Annotated in this window: 13 protein-coding genes; all 13 read right to left on the bottom strand. The window is 44.9% G+C overall.

Annotation, left to right across the window (positions count from 1 at the left end):
* Window positions 1-220 precede the first annotated feature (220 nt).
* Window positions 221-3,481: a type I restriction endonuclease subunit R gene (locus tag AC566Q_RS00560; protein ID WP_499612678.1), complete on the bottom strand. Its 3,261-nt coding sequence runs from the start codon at window positions 3,479-3,481 to the stop codon at window positions 221-223.
* Between the two features lie 12 nt (window positions 3,482-3,493).
* On the bottom strand, window positions 3,494-4,834 hold the full coding sequence (locus tag AC566Q_RS00555) for a DNA-processing protein DprA (RefSeq protein WP_499612677.1): 1,341 nt from the start codon (window positions 4,832-4,834) through the stop codon (window positions 3,494-3,496).
* A complete protein-coding gene (locus tag AC566Q_RS00550) occupies window positions 4,831-6,930 on the bottom strand; it encodes a RecQ family ATP-dependent DNA helicase (protein ID WP_499612675.1) in 2,100 nt (699 codons plus the stop codon). The genes AC566Q_RS00555 and AC566Q_RS00550 overlap by 4 nt, the downstream gene beginning before the upstream one ends.
* A 14-nt stretch (window positions 6,931-6,944) precedes the next feature.
* Window positions 6,945-8,156 carry a restriction endonuclease subunit S gene (locus tag AC566Q_RS00545; RefSeq protein ID WP_499612673.1) on the bottom strand — a complete coding sequence of 404 codons (1,212 nt, stop codon included), beginning with the start codon at window positions 8,154-8,156 and terminating at the stop codon, window positions 6,945-6,947.
* The gene (locus AC566Q_RS00540) at window positions 8,153-10,294 is read right to left on the bottom strand and encodes a class I SAM-dependent DNA methyltransferase (RefSeq protein WP_499612671.1); all 2,142 of its coding nucleotides are present in this window, start codon (window positions 10,292-10,294) and stop codon (window positions 8,153-8,155) included. The genes AC566Q_RS00545 and AC566Q_RS00540 overlap by 4 nt, the downstream gene beginning before the upstream one ends.
* 12 nt (window positions 10,295-10,306) lie before the next feature.
* Complete coding sequence (locus tag AC566Q_RS00535; protein ID WP_499612670.1) at window positions 10,307-10,516, bottom strand: helix-turn-helix domain-containing protein; 210 nt, start codon at window positions 10,514-10,516, stop codon at window positions 10,307-10,309.
* Window positions 10,517-10,609: 93 nt separating this feature from the next.
* On the bottom strand, window positions 10,610-11,161 hold the full coding sequence (locus AC566Q_RS00530; RefSeq protein ID WP_499612668.1) for a DNA-binding protein: 552 nt from the start codon (window positions 11,159-11,161) through the stop codon (window positions 10,610-10,612).
* Window positions 11,161-12,288, bottom strand: coding sequence for a helix-turn-helix domain-containing protein (locus AC566Q_RS00525; protein WP_123324125.1), 1,128 nt, complete (start codon window positions 12,286-12,288; stop codon window positions 11,161-11,163). Before AC566Q_RS00525 ends, AC566Q_RS00530 begins: the two co-directional genes overlap by 1 nt.
* Window positions 12,289-12,496: 208 nt before the next feature.
* Window positions 12,497-14,329, bottom strand: coding sequence for a glutamine--fructose-6-phosphate transaminase (isomerizing) (gene glmS, locus AC566Q_RS00520; protein ID WP_499612667.1), 1,833 nt, complete (start codon window positions 14,327-14,329; stop codon window positions 12,497-12,499).
* Window positions 14,330-14,331: 2 nt separating this feature from the next.
* Window positions 14,332-15,102: a DeoR/GlpR family DNA-binding transcription regulator gene (locus AC566Q_RS00515; protein WP_499612666.1), complete on the bottom strand. Its 771-nt coding sequence runs from the start codon at window positions 15,100-15,102 to the stop codon at window positions 14,332-14,334.
* 60 nt (window positions 15,103-15,162) lie between these two features.
* Window positions 15,163-15,702, bottom strand: a complete 540-nt coding sequence (locus AC566Q_RS00510; RefSeq protein ID WP_499612664.1) for a DUF6942 family protein — start codon at window positions 15,700-15,702, stop codon at window positions 15,163-15,165.
* Window positions 15,693-16,733, bottom strand: coding sequence for a Gfo/Idh/MocA family oxidoreductase (locus tag AC566Q_RS00505; RefSeq protein ID WP_487118974.1), 1,041 nt, complete (start codon window positions 16,731-16,733; stop codon window positions 15,693-15,695). The genes AC566Q_RS00510 and AC566Q_RS00505 overlap by 10 nt, the downstream gene beginning before the upstream one ends.
* On the bottom strand, window positions 16,733-18,091 hold the full coding sequence (gene glmU / locus AC566Q_RS00500) for a bifunctional UDP-N-acetylglucosamine diphosphorylase/glucosamine-1-phosphate N-acetyltransferase GlmU (protein ID WP_499612662.1): 1,359 nt from the start codon (window positions 18,089-18,091) through the stop codon (window positions 16,733-16,735). Before glmU ends, AC566Q_RS00505 begins: the two co-directional genes overlap by 1 nt.
* Window positions 18,092-18,193: the final 102 nt, after the last annotated feature.

Below are 18,193 nucleotides of genomic sequence, written 5' to 3'. Positions count from 1 at the left end.
TCTTTAATTGCCGTCTTTAAGAGTGTTATAACTTTCAATTTTTTAGGGATGTACTCAAGTCACTTGCGACACATCTCATGAGGTGTCAGCTAAAGAACCTGCAATTAACTTCAATTCGTAAAAATTTCGACCCCAAAATGCTCGTCATTCTCATATACACGAATTGGTTTTAGCCCAGCATTATTTGGAAACATAGCTCACTCCTTAATCCTTTTTTCAACTACTGCGTATGTGACTGCTCAGGGTAATAGGGCGACGGCAATTTCGGGTAGGCACGATAAATATGCATAAAGACTCTATCAGTGATCTCAGCTATTTCTTCTTCTTCGTATTTCTCTACAGGTAGACCAGTTCGCTCATCGTATAAAAAATCAAAAATTTGCTGTTTTACGGCATCACGAGTTGATTCTTTCTGTTGCCAATTTGCTATTTTTAAACGCTCTGCTTTTAGCTCCGTAAGCAAACTAGATGCAACCTTTTTTATCTTCACAATTTCATTTTTCTGCAAGTCAGGCTTACTAAGCAGATCAAATAAAACGAGTGACTCTTCATCTAACCCTTCTCGAATGGCTCTCTTTTCTTCTTGGGAAAGCTCTTCGTTAAACTTTAAGAGAGCCTCAAAAGTTTTCTCTATTACAACTCTGTCTTTTTCTTGGTTGTATTCTTTGACAAGCTGCTCATAGTGCTGCTGATAATCCGTTCGTAATGGATTTTGCATCATTAGTCGGGCAAGCTTTTTTTCTACGGCATGTTTAAGGGATTGAACAGTTGTATTTTTACTTTCTGAGCGTGCAAATTCTTGGCGAAGTCGTTCAAAGTCAATTTTACTGATGTCGTAGATTCGGTCGCGGTCTTTTTTTGATTCATTAACCTTGCGAGAAGTGTCGATTGATGAGTCCACAATACTATAAAGTTGTTTCATGATATCTGAGATATCGGCTTTCTCCTTATCTGATTGTAAGCTCTTATAAACTACGTTTATCGCATCACGAAGGTCTCGAAATTGGTTGATGCCAGGCACATTAATACAAGCCTTAAACTTATTGAAAACCTCTCGGGACATGACTTCAAAGCGTTTCCGAGTTTCATCATTCTGATTAATAATTTCTTTGGCTTGCGCAATTGCTGCATTTTTTGCAAAACCGGTTTCGGTTACAATTAGTGAAAGGTTAAATTTATGCTTTTGCAAAAATTCAGCAATAAAACTTATAGACTCATTCAAGCTTTCAAGAAGTTCTTCATTGGGCTTGGCTGGCTCATTCTCACCACCCTCACCACCGTGCCCTTCATCACCTGCACCAGCGAATGTCGCTAACGCCTTACGTAAATTCTTCAGGATCCCACAATAGTCAACTATCAAACCATTATTTTTCCCTTCTGCCACTCGGTTTGCCCGAGCAATGGCTTGCATCAAAGTATGCGCTTTCAGAGGTTTGTCTAAATATAGGGTAGAAAGTGTGGGAACATCAAAACCTGTCAACCACATGGCGCAAACTACAGCCACTCTAAATGGGTGTTCATTATCTTTAAACGCCTCTTCCATATCCAGCCGAGAGCCATCAGCAAGCAAAAATCCCGTCTTGATTAGCTGTCGATGCGGTTTAATATCCAAATCCCACTTCTCAAACTTTGCAACTTCACCTTGTTCTTCACTGACTACAACCGCCATCAGCGTGTCTTTCATCCATGCTAACTGTCTTTCGCGCCAAGCTAGATCTTGTTCATCTGTTGCAGAGGAGAGTTCTTTTTCTTTGCTTTTAATCTCTTCCTTCCAATAAAAGTCGATAAGTTTATGCATACGGACACAAGTAATCTTATCAATACACACAAACATTGCTTTGCCAGTTTCCCATCCATTTGAATAGTGGCTCACAAAGTCACGGGCTATCTGATCTAATCTGCTGGTTGCGGTGATAATGTGATAATCACGTTTTAACTCTCGCTCCAACCTTTGTTGTACATCGACATCATCTATTTCTAATTCATCGAGCTTTTCTGCAATCCTTTCATTAATGCCTTTGGGATCCGCAACAGTATGCTCATTGCCATCGTCATCAGTAAATACAAGCTCTTCACCTCGAGCATCATAGTAAAGCGGCACCGTTGCGTTATCTTCTACAGCTCGCTGAAAGTCGTATGTGGAAATGTAATCACCAAAAACCTTTTTAGTGATTTCATCATCTTTGAACAAGGGAGTCCCGGTGAAGCCAATAAAACTGGCTTTTGGAAGTGCGTTTCGCATATTGAGTGAAAACGTTCCATATTGCGTGCGATGCGCTTCATCCGTGATAACTATGATGTCATCACGCTCCGAATATGGATTTTCGGGATCCACCTTTTCGTTAAATTTTTGAATTAAAGTAAAAACATACGCTTTCTGCGCACCGATGAGAGTTTTAAGATCTTTCCCACTTTCAGCTCGGCATGGGTCTTTATCGTTATCTACCAAGCCACAACCGGCGAAAGTTTTGTATATTTGAGTATCCAAATCTTCCCTGTCAGTCAGCACCACAAAGGTATAATTCCCTCCTAATTTGCGGTGAACCATTTGAGCAAAGAAAACAATTGAATAAGACTTACCTGAGCCTTGTGTATGCCAGAAAACCCCAAGCTTTCCCATTCGGGCATTTCGATTAATCACGGCGTCTATAGCACGATTTACACCGAGGTATTGATGGTTACGAGCAACAATCTTTACTAATTTTCCTGAACTCTCGTCAAATAATGTAAAGTTTTCGAAGATATCCATCAGATTAGACTTTGAACAGGTCCCTTTTAACAAGGTTTCCATATCCACTACACCAGATTCATTTTCTTTCAGTCGCTTCCAGTCATTGAAATGTTCAAACTTACTAGAAATTGAACCTATCTTGGCATCTATACCATTCCCTAGAATAATAAACGCATTGTGATGAAACAGATGGGGGACGGTATCTTTGTAGTCGGCAAGGTTTTGTTCATAAGCAGCACGAATATCTTTGTGGACGTTTTTGACCTCCATAAACACGAGTGGGATTCCATTTACAAATCCAACAAGATCAGCTCTGCGCCGATAAATATCCCCTTTTATCCAAAACTCTCGAACGAGTAAAAAGTGGTTATTTTCATAATTTTCAAAATCAAATAGGCGGAGATGTTTCTCTACACGCTCGCCTTTTTCATTTTTAAAGGTAACCTTTACGCCTTTTTTATGGTCCGAATATTTATCTTTATTCGCCGACACTAAGTTAGAAGATGGCGATACTTCACAAACAATACGCAGTGCTTCTCTGTAGGCGATATCAGGTAAGCCCGGATTTAGCTCTATAAGTTTTTCACCCAAATAACGTGAAAGCACAGTTTCGCGCTCTGATAACCTGCCTAGATCTCCTTCCCTTCCAAGTTTTTCATGCATACCATAAACAGATTCGTCCCAGTGCAGTTTATTAAGCAAGTAGTCTGCGGTGACTTCCTGAACTAACGTTTCTTCTGTCATGGCCATGAATAAATCCCTCTAGTTTCTGATCTCTACTTTAAAGCGTACTGGACGGTTAAGCTTTTTCACTACTCCTTCGTTTTCAGCACGCTTCAACCAATCGGTCAATTGCGATTTATGTAGTTGAGTTTGTTCCATTAACTCTTCCATCGTAACAGGTTTTTGAGCTAACCTCTGAAGTTCCGAGATGAATAATTCATAAAAATCAACAGGAAAAGTTATTACAGCTGCACTACCATCAACCGACTCTTTGGGGAGATCATCTTGCTTTCCTGGCATTTCATTATCTGAAATATCATTAACAGAGTATTGAATTTTCTCTTTTACCAACTTAACTTCAGGCTCTTCAATCAACTCATTTTGTACAGGCATAGAAAAAAGGTCAGCCTGTTCGATAGAAGCTTGCTCTACATGTACTTTTGTAGTGTTAAATAAATCTGAAATAGTAAAGTCACTTGTATATTCAGGTAACCAATGTCCACCTTTCACAACCAAATCAGTATTTGCCGCATCTTTGTCATTGGTTGTTTTTACCCATAGTGGTACCCATGCCTTTTTGAGGTTCTCTTCCGCACCGTTAAGTGTGCCACCTTTTTTGCCTGAGTGTATAACCATGGAGCTATCAGCCAAGCAATAGATATATTTGTTTCTTGCCATTGCATTGCCAGCACTAAATCCTGCTTCAGGGTAAAAGGGTGATACCAAAACAGCATGACCATCCATCAAACCTCTTCGCCATTTGCTGCTTGTAGCTGCTTTTAGAAGACTATCAGCCATAACACCTATTACAGCGCCACCAGTTCGAATTGCACCTAACATAGCGGTTTCGTCTACACCACGAGCTCCACCCGATACAATAGCAATATTTTCAATGGCTGCTTTTGCACCTATTTCATCGGTGAATGCTAAGTCACTGTCACTCGCATTGCGCGAACCGATAACGGCCAAGCCACCCGCATTTAATAAATCTTTATTACCGCACCCAAATAGGACTGGGGGAGAATCGGTCTTCAAGCGTTGTTTAAGCCGTCTTGGATATTCCGGATCAGAGCGTGTAACCACCCATAAACCTGCACGCTGCCATTTTTCCATTGCAAGAGCCAAGCTGTGGCCACGATTTAACAGCTCAATTATGCGCTCCGCACTAATTCGAGAGTCAAACCAACCTTGTAACAACGGCGCAGGATCTTGCACCAACAGATCAGCCGGGGTAATGGACTTCTCTTTAAGCCATAAGGCAAATCGACCCCACTCAGCATTTGTTAGCGGTTTAGTTTTTTCACTGCTAGCTTTCGAGAAGTAGCTAGTCAATAACAGTGTTGCTTGCGCTGTTGATGACAACTTTGTGGAAATAATCATGAATCTTTTACCGATGATGAAGCTAAAGCAATCGGATATACCAAACCACTGCCAGCTTGTTGTAATAATGCAGCTATCACTGTTAACGTCCAACCTGAGTCAACGATGTCATCCACTAACAATACTGGTTGACCTTGATAACGTTGTGTCACTTGGAACGCACCATCTAAGTTACGGCACTGGTGGAATCGGTTTTGCTGCCCTTTTTGTTGTTGGTTGTCTTTAACTTTGCTAATCGCATCTACAAAAGGTAAGCCTAATCTTGCAGCTAATCGCCGAGCAAAGTCTGGTACTAATTCAGGATGGTTCCGAGAAGGTACGCAGCATACCCATTGAGGTGCAGGGTTAGGTTGCCAGCGTTGTTGAATCATTTCAGCCATTGCCGCAACTAAATCATCGCAGAATCGACCTTCATGCTTGTTATCTGCAACCGTTCGGCCCCATCCAGCATCTCCCCATCGTGATAGAACACGCCCTTCTTGTGCTCTAATTTGCTGTGGAAGATTTCCTCTGAACCCATATTCTTCAAACGCATTTGCCGCGACCTGAATGTTTGGCTTAATAACCATTTCAGCATGTTTTAAAAATGTGCCTGCTCGATGCACTAGAGCTGGTTCAACCGCAACATCTACAACAGCTTGTTCAAGACAAGAAGCACACTTACCGCAAGGAGTAGGGTCATGATCATCTAATGCACGGCGTAAAAATGTCATCTTACAACCAGCATCTTGAATATACGATTGCACTTCTTGCCACTCTTGAACTCTTTGTCCTGTTAAATGAGCAATTCTGGCATGATCCATTTGGTAGCGAATAGGTGTTCTTAACCAGCGGCTACCTTCTTTAATTACTGGCGCAGGGTTTTCGACACTAAGCAACTTGAGCACTTTTTCAATCTGGCCATGGCGCAAATTAGTTTGCTCTTCAATATTACGAAGCGAAAGTCCATCACTCTGTTCAAGTACGTTTAATATTTCGTCAACCTGTTGGCCTGAAGGGAAGGCTGAATCTCTAAAGAATGCATGAATATCTTGGTCTTCAACTCCCGACATAAGCACGCCTACCGCCTGTTCAATACCACGACCTGCACGCCCAACTTGTTGATAATAAGCAACAATAGAGCCAGGCGCTTGATAATGAATAACAAAGCTTAAATCTGGTTTGTCATAACCCATACCCAAAGCCGTCGTTGCAACAAGCACTTTCAATTCGTTATGTAAGAGTAACTCCTCAAGGTGTTGTCGGTACAAATTACTATTTTCAAACCCTTCCGCTTCCACACTGCCATGGTAGGCTTTTGCATCTATACCATTCTCACATAGCCAATTAGCAACTTGCTCTGCATCTCGAACCGTTAGGGTATAAACAATACCAGTGCCAGGTAAGGTAGGAATCACTTGTGCAATCCATGCTAAACGAGATGCTTGATCTGGGAGTGTCATTGCTTGCAATGCTAAACTTTCTCGTATTAACGGACCTCGGTGAATTTGAATATCACCAAGCTGCGTTTGTATATCTTCAACGACTCTATCATTTGCTGTAGCTGTAGTACCTAACACAGGGGTATTGGCCGGTAGTTGGCGTAAAATATTAACAATGCGCCTATAATCTGGGCGGAAATCGTGCCCCCAATCCGATATACAGTGGGCTTCATCAATCACCATCAAGGCGATACGGTCAGCAATCGGTTGCAACACTGTTTCAATAAAGTTGTCGTTCGCTAATCGCTCTGGTGATATTAATAAACAATCAATCTGATTATTAAGAATACGCTGGGTTACTGCCTGCCAGTCGTTTTGATTGGTAGAGTTCATGGTTTCAGCGACAATACCTAATCGCTGCGCGGACTCTATCTGGTTGCGCATCAAAGCCAGTAAGGGCGAGACAATAATCGTTGGCCCCATACCTCGATCACGAAATATTTTAGTGCTGATAAAATAAACCGAGCTTTTCCCCCAGCCAGTTCGCTGGACTACTAAAAGTTTTTGACGATGGTTAACGAGTGCATCAATGGCTTCCCATTGTCCATCACGAAATTGGGCCGTAGGATTTGCTAACGCTGTTTGTAGTAATTGTTGGGCTTGCGCTCGGTTCATTATCATTCCTTGATTTAAATAGTTAATTCGCCGCTCATGAGTTTTGGTAGAAGCAGGTCACGGGCTTGGGCGAGCTTGGCATTCTGTGTCATTAAATTTCGGATCTGCTCGAAGTTGTTCTGAACAACATGTACAAATTCTTCCAAAATGCTATTTGGCGGCAAGGGAACAGAATATTTGTCGAAACAAGAATTCTGAACTCTCTGCCGACCAGACGATCCAGTCATGCTTTTAATTGCGTTCTCTCTAAACGGATACGATCGAGCTAAACAGTAGACAAATTCCGATGGAACTCGATCTCCTCTCAATACGATGAACTCTGTAGACCCACAAGCCACTTCATTTTCCGCAAGAAAATAGGCATAGCCTGTTTTACCGTTCTCCAAACATGGAGTAATCCGAGCTAACAAAACGTCATTCTTTTTGAATTTAACATTGGTGTGTTTGGTTCGCCGCTCAAAATCAGCTGTATTAGCTGTCATCGCTGTTTCAGATAGTGATGACATGGGTACATACCAAATCTCTTTCCCTTTTTCGACAGGAGTTCTCGGATTAACGTCAATCACATCGGGGACGAGAGTCGGTTCCCACCCCTCCGGTACACCATCAATAATCTTAACTTGCTCGTGGCCGGGGAAGCGCAGATGAACAAACCATTCCTGATACAGCAGGCGAGCGGATTCTTCCAGAAGCTGAATACGGCGGCGGTTGTTTTCGATTAGGTCGTCGTAGGCACCAACAAATGAAGCGATTTTTTCCTTTGATTCCTCATCTATTCTAGGAATCCTTACAGTCTTAAGGTCAGCGAGATTTATCACTTGTTGAACAGCTCCCTTTGTCCTTGTAAAGAGCTCTGCTTTGCCAAGAGGTGACCGAAGAAAATACATAATAAATTTTGCATTTACATCCGGCTTCAAGGGAACAAGACCAACTTGCCGCGCAATATTAGTCCCAGCCATGTCCTCTGGTACAACAGCAACCTCACCCGGATTTCCTACTAAAGAAACTACAAGCTCGCCACCTTTCAATAAGGTTCTTTTATACTGAGTCGAAACTTCGTTCGTAATTCTTCTAAGGTTTTGAGTTAGAATTTTTCCCTCTGCTATATCGCCACCTCTGAGAAAAAGGACACCTTCTTCAGGGTCATCACCCGGTTTAACAACACCATAAGTGATGCTTCTATCTTCTTCGATTAGTTCTTCAAGCAAATCGAATACCTGAGTCATACCCCCAACTCCTCAAAGTTACGGGCAATTTTTTCGGCTAGCTCTGCGGCTTCGGAATTTAAACCTTGCAGTTCAATATGGATATCACGTAGAGCTTCTTCAAAGTCGAACTCTTCATCCACTTCTTCTGGTGCCACACCGACATAACGGCCTGGCGTTAAACTCCAATCAGCGGCTTCAATATCTTTTTTATCTACCAGCTTAACCAAGCCCTCAACATCGCAAAGTTTCCCCTCAGGGAATCGGCTTAATAACCAGTGCGCTTGCTTATAGAAATAACGTACTTGTTTGAGTTGCTCCACGGCCAGCTTGCGAGCTTCATCGACGGTTTTCTTTAGATTAGTGCGGCTACGGCCATTGAGTAATGCGTTATCCCAAAGTTCGCTTTCTTTCGCTTCATTGGCTTCAGCGAGTTCGATAACGCGAGTTGCCAATTTATACGCTAAGTCGGCCTCTTTAATTAAGTTACGGCTTTGATCCGCCAGCTCTTTTAAGCAGGTATCCTTGTCCGTAAAACTCAATAAGCTTGCAGCATCGTTGAATTTATTGCTGCCCCATGAGGTCTGTAATTCCTTCGTTAAAGTTTGGAAGGCTGCCCAGCCATGCTCTACAGAGTCTTTTGCTTTGAGGAAGTCTTGATAAGATTCGGTGTCTACCTTGTCTTGTTGCAGCTTTTCCATAAACGGGTTAAAGGCATCGTTTAGCTTACCTAATTGTTCAGTGAAATCTGGAAGTGGTTTACATTTTGGCTCTTCCACACTCTCGCATTGACCAGCTTCAAGTAGCGAACTTTTAATGTATTGTTGAACCAGTTCGATAAATCTTTGGCCTTCACCACGATAAAGCCAGATTATCGCGGTTAAGTTTTGCTGCTGCTCAGGGCTGAAGTCATAAATTTTTCGAGTGACTTTACGGTACACATTACGCGCATCCAACATGAGCACTTTGTCGTTTAAATACTCGGGCTTATTTTTATTTAGGAACCAAAGCTGACAAGGCACAGTTCGGGTATAGAAAAAGTTACCACGAATATCAACCATGATATCTACATGGCCGGTTTTCACCAGTTGTTCGCGTACCTTAGCTTCATCTCGCCCAGCACTGGATGCCTGAGAAGACATTACAAACCCTGCTTTGCCTGTAGCGTTTAAATAGCTATAGAAATACTGGATCCAAAGATAGTTACCGTTGCTGACTTTTTTGTTTTTATTTACACCAGGCAAGCCAAAAGGTAATCGACGTTTATCACCTTTGATCTTGTCGGCATCAACTTCGTCGACGTTAAATGGCGGATTTGCCATGACATAATCGACGGTACCAAATAATCCTTCATGTGGGTCGTTGTAGTAAGTAATTGCTGATTCGCCACCTTCTACGTTTCCCTCTAACCCGTGTACCGCCAGATTCATTTTGGCCAGGCGTGTTGTCACACGGTTTTTTTCATGCCCAAAGAAGGTCAGTTCATGAGGATCCTGCGCATGACGCTCCATAAAATGAGCACTTTGAACAAACATGCCACCGGAACCACAGGCAGGATCGAATATCTTACCGTGGTCTGGCTCTAGTACATTTACCAATAATTGAACCAATGACACAGGAGTGAAGAACTCACCTCCATCGTGAGCCCCTTGGTCAGCAAACTGGGTAAGGAAGTATTCATAAATACGACCAAAAATATCACCTGTCGCCTTTTTTAATTCTTCAGGGTTTAATGTACGCAAAAGCATGCCCAAAACATCATTTGGAATATTGTTGTATTCCTGTTTGGGAAGCTGATTGCGCAGATTGGAGTAATCAGCTTCGATAGACTCCATGGCATGGATAATCGCTTCAGCACGATTATCGGCATCCCTCAAAGCGATCAGGAAATCAAACTGTGCTTCTGGTTTTAAATAAATAGCGCTTTTTTTAGAAAAGTCTTCTTTCGTTAGAGCGCGGGTTTTGCCACCACGACTCGGCAAGGTTGCGACAATGTCGTCTTTAACTGATAAATAACGGCTGTATGCATGACGTAAAAAGATCAGCCCCATTACAGGTAAAAAGTACTCGTTACTGGCCAACTCAGAGTTGGCGCGCAGGGTATCAGCCGATTTCCACAGGCGCTTTTCTATTGCTTCAATGTTTTCCAGTTGTGCCATGGATTCTGATTCCTAATTATTTTTTGATTTATTTGGGTCTTGTTCATTGGCTCGATTGTGTTGTTCGGCAATATATTGCTCCAACTCACTTCGCTTAAACCGCCAAGAGTTACCTACTTTAAAACCAGGTAGCTCGCCGCTTGCAGCTAGCCGGTAAATGGTGCGCTCATTAACTTTTAGATATTCAGCGACGTCTTTAATAGTCAGGATAGGGTCACTCATGACGAGAAATCTCACCAGTGTCGAAAAAGTACAATTGAGTTCAGTTTACTCTTTTACGTATGTAGATCAATAAGTGAGGAGTTGAATGGGCAATTAGAGGTCGGGGAAGAACTTTTTTAAATCACGGTGCAAATTAGCGGGACAGTCACCAATAGCTCGCCAGTATTCAACAATACCTTTAATCTTTTTTAAATCAGCATGGTTACTGTCATGCATGATTTTTAGTAACTCTAATGTAGGCATAACTGGCACTTCAAATTCTTTTGCAAGCTCTGTCATATCTTGGTCGTCGGTGACAACTGGAACGCCTAGCTCTAAAGCATAAGCTATATATAAAGCATCTACTCTCGATGGACCTGGTAGCCCGGTTTGAACAAAATCCCAAATAAAATCAAAGTTAGTGAGAATAGCTCTTTTTTGCTTACGGCCGACAGTTGGAAAGCTTTTGCGATTTTCTGAATATTCAGCTTCGTCAACCCAAGGGAATTTAGAGTTTAATCGTCTATTAGCTAGCTCATCATTCAATTCAGGCAGGATATATAAGCAATATTCATTGTCGCCGAAAGGCACAAACAATAGTGGTCGTATTGTTTGTGCTAATCTTAGGTAAGAGTTGGTATCTACAAGTATCTTTGATTGAGGCATTAAGTTAACTCAGAGTGTATGCTCCGAGCATCGAGCAATGGCATGTCCATAACCACTTGTACATATCCAGGGCCCTTGTTTTGCTCTTTTAGGTATTTTCTAAGTAACTCGAAGAAAGGCGTCTCAAACGCGTTCTCTGTTTTATTTATAAAATTTCGTGCATCGAGCTTCTGAATATCACCTAATAACGCATCACTTAAGTTATGAAAGCGCTTGTTAAAATTAGTGACCGCACCAAAGAACGCCTTACTTAACTCAATTTCTGGTAAACCTTTATAAGCCGCGTATTTATTGGTTTGCCCTAAAACGGTATAAGGCGATATGGTTTGATCGTCAGCCAACTCAATTACTTTCTGTATTTTTGCAGCGCTAGTTCTTTGCTGGTTTAACTCTGTATATGCTTTTTCAGCAAGAGCAGATGGAAATAACAAAGCGCCAGCAAAATCATCCGCAAAATCTTCTGCATCATCACCAGACAGAGAAGGAGACAAACAGTGGCCAAGTTCATGTGCCATCCAAAACTTAAAATCATGGATGTTTGTGTCTAAATTTAGATAAACCCAAGTTGTTTGAGAGTCAGGTAAGTGGATATGTATAGCATTCTCATGTCGCTGCTTTGTACCCCACAAAGCTGGAACCACTACTGCTTGGAGCTCAGTAAATCGTCGAATTAAATGGACGAAATCGACAGTTTCAATTTCACCTAAATTAATGTCAGCACGAACTTTAGACGTTACTTGACGTAAATATTCATAATCACGGTTTGGTGATTTTAGCACTGGTGGCATTTCCAGTGTTTGAAAAGGTAGGTAAGGTACTAGGTGACGTAAAAAGCGACCTATTTCTTGCGCTTTTTCTATATGATGATCTTTAGTCTTAGTGCCTGCTTTTTTGCGAAAAGCAATCAATGGAGCGTTCGGCTCATCGTTTATTACAAGCTCTCCAAAACTTAATTGTAAGAGCTTTGCAAGCTTCAACAGTTTATTAGGTCTTGGGAAAGATTTGGCATTTAGCCATTGTGAAACTGCTTCTTTTGTTACGCCCAAAGACTCAGCGACTGCGGTTTGATTCAACCCAGCTTGTTCCATTGCATCTTGTGCGCTTTTGATATTAAGTCTCTTTTGCATGGCGAGCAGTATATAGTGAAGTCAAGTTTTGTCAAGTTTATAGTAAGTATACATTGTGAACAAAAAACGGCCACATCCCGTGACCGTTTTTGTTTCGTACTTTGTATCAGTAGCGAACTTATAAGTTGCGTACTTTCAAATTAGTTGCGCACATTAAATACTGTTGCGATCATTATTTAACGTGCACAACATAAAGCAAGTCTATCGGTTACTCAACAGTAACCGATTTAGCCAGGTTCCTTGGTTGATCTACGTCTGTCCCTTTTATCAGTGCCACATAGTAAGAAAGTAACTGCAGCGGGATGGTGTAGATAATCGGTGCGATCGGGCCGTCGCAGTGTGGGACATTGATGACCCGCATAGTTTCGTCGCTGGCGAATGACGCGTCTTTATCGGCAAACACGTACATGATACCGCCCCGGGCACGCACTTCCTCAACGTTGGATTTGAGCTTTTCCAGTAACTCGTTGTTAGGCGCAACCACAATTACCGGCATTTCTTCATCTATCAGTGCCAGTGGGCCGTGCTTAAGTTCACCTGATGCATAGGCTTCAGCGTGAATATATGAAATCTCTTTGAGCTTTAACGCCCCCTCCATGGCAATGGGGTACTGGTCGCCACGGCCAAGGAACAGTGAGTGATTTTTATCAGCAAACTCTTCGGCTAAGTCTTCAATGCCCTGGGTAATGGCCAGAGTTTCTTCCAGCTTGGCGGGCAGGCTGTGCAGCCCTTGCACAATGGCTTGTTTATCGGTTGCGGCCATACCGTTATGCTCACCTAACGCTAGGGTCAGAATTAAAAACGCCGTAAGCTGGGTGGTGAAGGCTTTGGTGGAAGCCACGCCAATTTCTGCGCCGGCGCGGGTCATAAACGCCATGTCGGACTCACGAACCAACGAGGAACCCGGCACATTACAAATGGTCAGGCTGGCGGTATAGCCCAGCTCTTTGGCTAAGCGCAGTGCGGCGAGGGTATCAGCGGTCTCGCCCGACTGGGAAATCGTCACCAGCAGGCTGTTTTCATGCACTACCGATTTGCGATAGCGGAATTCGGAGGCGATTTCCACGTTACAGGATACATTGGCAAAATGCTCCAGCCAGTAACGCGCGGTCATGCCTGCATGGTAGCTGGTACCACAGGCCACAATTTGCACGTGCTTAATCTTAGCCAGCAATTCATCGGCCCCCTTGCCAAAGATATCCGGCAGCAATCCTTCGTCGCTTACACGTTCTTTTAAGGTGTTACGCACAACCACTGGCTGTTCGTGGATCTCTTTGAGCATGTAATGGCGATAGCCGCCTTTATCGCCGGCATCGTGTTCGATATTCGATTCGATGATCTCGCGTTTAACCGGCTTACCGTCTTTATCGAACACCGATACGCTGCGACGGGTAATCTCGGCCACATCGCCTTCTTCAAGAAACATAAAACGACGGGTAACAGGTAGCAGCGCCATTTGATCCGAGGCAATAAAGTTTTCGCCCAGACCAAGACCAATCACCAGCGGACTGCCCGAGCGGGCAACCACCACCTTAGACGGATCGGCGCGATCCATAATTACGGTGCCATAAGCGCCGTGAAATTGCTTCACTGACGCCTGCACGGCAGCCAGTAAATAATCAGTATTCTTTAATTCTTCATTCACTGTGTGGGCAATGGTTTCGGTGTCTGTGTCGCTGGTAAAGGTGTAACCTTTGCTGGTGAGTTGTGCACGCAGAGACTGATAATTCTCGATAATACCGTTATGCACCACGGCAATGCGTTCGTCAGAGAAGTGCGGGTGAGCATTGGCTTCGGTTACACCACCATGAGTTGCCCAGCGCGTATGGGCAATACCGGTGGAACCGAGCGCTTCCTGATCGCTTAGCGCATCCACCAGCTCCTGTACCTTACCGGTTCGACGTACGCGACTCAGAATGCCATTGGGTTGCAACAATGCTACCCCGGCGGAGTCATACCCCCGGTATTCCAGACGCTTCAGGCCCTCAAGCAATATCTCAACTACATTACGCTCTGCAACCGCACCGACGATCCCACACATAGCTATTCTCCATTGAGTGAGGCTTTTATTACCTTCACACCTTGTTGATTTAATTGTTGTTCTGCACTGAATGGTAAACCGTCATCGGTTACCAGCACTGCTACCTGTTGCCAGGCCAATTCAATATTCGGCATTTTATGCCTGAGTTTGGTTGATTCTGCCAACACCACTACCTTGCCGGCCACCCGGGCCATTTCCTGGCTCAGCAGGGTCAGTTCATTATAGGTGGTGGTGCCGCGCTCCACATCGAGTCCGGCTGCGCCCACAAAGGCCAGATCAAAACTATAGGACTGTAGCATTTTACCCGCCATATTGCCTTGAAACGACTGTGACTGTTTATCCCAGGTACCGCCTGTCATCAGCACGGTAGGTTCATTATCAAAAGTGACCAACTGGTTGGCGACATCCAGCGAGTTGGTCATCACCACCAGTTGCGAAGGCTGTTTAAGGTGCTCCACCATCGTGGCGGTGGTACTGCCGCTGTCGATAACGATTTTGTGGCTATCATTTACCAGTGAGGCTGCGAGTTGCCCAATCGCCTGTTTCAGCGATGACTGGCTATTGGCCGAGGATTGTGGCTTGGTTATAGGCGCCGCGCCGCCGTGCTGGCGGACCAGACGGCCTTGCTCGGCGAGCAGGGTCAGATCTTTACGAATGGTGACTTCAGATGTCGAAAACTCACGGGCAAGGGTTTCCACCGGGGTTTGTCCGTGCTGAACAACCCAGTTAACAATACTTTCATGACGCGCGTGAAGGTTTCTTTTTTGTTTCATTTGAAAGTTATAAATTTCATTTGAAACTAAATATAACACTAAACTTTCAAATGTTACGCATTAATTTTTATACATAGGTAAATGTAACCGCTCAAGCAAGTTGATAAGAAACATTATCTTTGCATTTGAAAGCTGGCGATAATCAAAGTACGGGCACACTACCATGTTGCGTTGCTTATTTAACGCAAATTCAGGCGTTTCCCAGTACAGGGAGGAGGCCACAGAAAGGGAGTTTGCATAGGTCTTGCCGGTTATAATGTGCAGCACATCGGGCGAAAACGCTTCGGGTTCGGTGAACCACAACGCGGTATCAGAGCCGGCTTGTAACAATCGGCTATCACGAAAGTCCTGCCAGCGGGATGTGGTGTCTCTGAATCCCAGCGTGGGTGGCAGGGCAAAGATCAGCTTGGCATAAACATTAAACACTTTTCGCCAACCGTTCCCGCAAACCTGACCGATATTGTATATATCCTGAGCCATCAGCGGGAATACGCCGGGCTGGACGTGCTCAATCAGCGTATTGGGGCGATTGCCAATATACACACGAATTCGCGCGTTACTATCGCCCAGTGCGTTTATATCCGGATCGGTTAACTGCATTCCACGCTTAGTGTTTGTTGCTGTTCGCTGGCAAGCCTGGCCAGTTCAATCAGCCTAATCACATTAACCACACTTTGCCCGCTGGCAGGTAACGCCTCGGGGTTACTGGTAATTAATGCCGTTGCAAGCTGACGGTAAAAGGTAGTGTAACCACCGTTGAGCGTTGCCACCGTTTTACTTTCATCTTCAAGGTAAAGCGTACCGTGCTGCGGCGCAGGTGCTACAGACCAGTCGGGGGCGTCAAACGACATGCCGGCTTTAAGCTGGTCTTCCTGCGGATCGAGGTGGTACTTATGGTAACTGCCTAGGGTTCCCTGCAGAGTATATCGTAGTGTAGGGCCTGCTTCGAATGGCGAACTGCCCAGTTTCACGGTGATAGCAGCATAGTGCAGTGTTACCTCAAAGGCGTCGTCGGATTCGCCGCCGTTGCGTAAAATACGGATATCGGCCGACACTTGCTGCGGTATCCCGAATAACTGCACGGCCTGGTCGATAAGGTGGGGGCCGAGATCCCAGAATATTCCACTGCCCGGGCCGGCATTTTCCCGCCAGCGCTTACGCGGCGTGGGCCTGAAGCGGTCGAAACGGCTTTCGAGACGCTTAATATCGCCCACTGTTCGCTCGGCGATTAGCTGTTTAAGGGTAAGGAAGTCACCGTCGAAGCGGCGATTATGAAATACGCAAAGCTGTTTATTAAGCTGAGCAGCAAGCGCTACCAGTTGCTCTGCCCGTTCACTGCTGAGGGTAAAGGGTTTCTCCACCAGCACATGGCACCCGGCGCGCAGTGCCGCTTCTGCCTGTTCGGCGTGCAGATGATTGGGGGTCGTAATCACCACTAAATCAAAGTGATTGTCAGTGCTTGCCTGCTCAAAGCTGTTATACACGCTAACGCCGGGCAACGTTCCCTGCACCTTGGCCGGATCCGATGACACCACGCCAGCAATGCTATACGCATCCATCGCCTGTAAAAACGGTACGTGAAAGGTTTTGGCGGCGTAGCCAAAACCCATAACCAATACTGAAATAGCCATTATTTTTTCTTAGGACGCTGCCAGCCAGCAATGTTGCGCTGCTTGCTGCGTGCCACGGCCAGTGCGTCGTCCGGCACTTTAGCGGTAATAATAGAGCCTGCTGCCACCGTTGCCCCTGCGCCTATCTCTACCGGAGCAACCAGCGCAGAATTAGAGCCAATAAACGCATTTTCTCCAATTAGGGTCTTAGACTTATTTACACCGTCATAGTTACAGGTAATGGTACCTGCGCCAATATTACTGCCGGCGCCGATGTCGGCGTCACCCAGGTAGGTAAGGTGATTGGCTTTGGCGCCTTCGCCTAAACGGGCTTTTTTCATTTCGACGAAGTTGCCCACTTTGGCACCGCGTTCCATTACTGCGCCCGGGCGTAACCGTCCGTAAGGACCTACGGTACAGGATTCACCAACGCTGGCTTGTTCCACAATACTGTTTGCTTCGATTACGGCATTATCTGCCACTTCGCAATCAATCAGCACGCAGTTGGGGCCGATCACCACGTTATTACCCAGCGTTACTTTGCCTTTAAATACCGTATTGATGTCAATAAACACATCCTGTCCGGTAGTTAACTCACCACGCACATCCACACGCAGCGGGTCAGCCAGAGTGGCACCGTTGGTCATCAGTTCTTCTGCCTGCCATAGCTGCAGGGTTCGCTCCAGGCGGGCCAGCTGAATGCGGTTATTAACACCTTCAACCTCCAGCGGCGAGTCTGGCTGGGCAGCTTTGATCACTTTGCCTTCGTTGGCGGCCATGGCAATAACGTCGGTAAGATAATACTCGCCCTGGGCGTTGTCGTTATTCAGCTCGCTGAGCCAGCGCTTTAAGTCTTTACCGGGCATCATCATCATGCCGGTATTAATTTCGGTAATAGCACGCTGCGCCTCGGTAGCATCTTTATGTTCTACAATGGCCACAATGTTATCGTCGTTACGAATAATGCGCCCCATGCCAGTGGGGTCGTCGAGGTTTACGGTGAGAAGCGCTAACTCGCAACTGGCTTTTACATCGATGAGTCGCTGCAGGGTATCGGCTTTAATCAGCGGCGCGTCCCCTACCAGGATCATCACGTCTTCTTCGTCGCTGATATGTTCAACCGTTTGCATTACGGCATGGCCGGTGCCTAATTGCTCGGCTTGCAGGCACCAGTTAATTTGTTGTCCGCTAACATTGGCCTGTAGCTGGTCGGCACCATGGCCATAAACCAGATGCACGGCCGTGGCCGTTAAGGATTCTGCGGTATTGATAATCCGTTGAACCATCGCCACACCGCCAACCGGGTGCAACACTTTGGGTAACGCCGACTTCATTCTGGTGCCCTTACCGGCTGCCAGAACCACTACAGAAAACGCCATAACTCATCCTTTTAACTGATATTTGGCCAATAGTGTAACCAAGCCGGCACAACAAGTCAGCGCTCATTTTCAGGCATCGGATTATTTAGGTGTATTAGGTTA

Source organism: Alteromonas sp. H02 (assembly GCF_059682525.1).
This window is presented reverse-complemented; position numbering and strand designations above follow the sequence as displayed.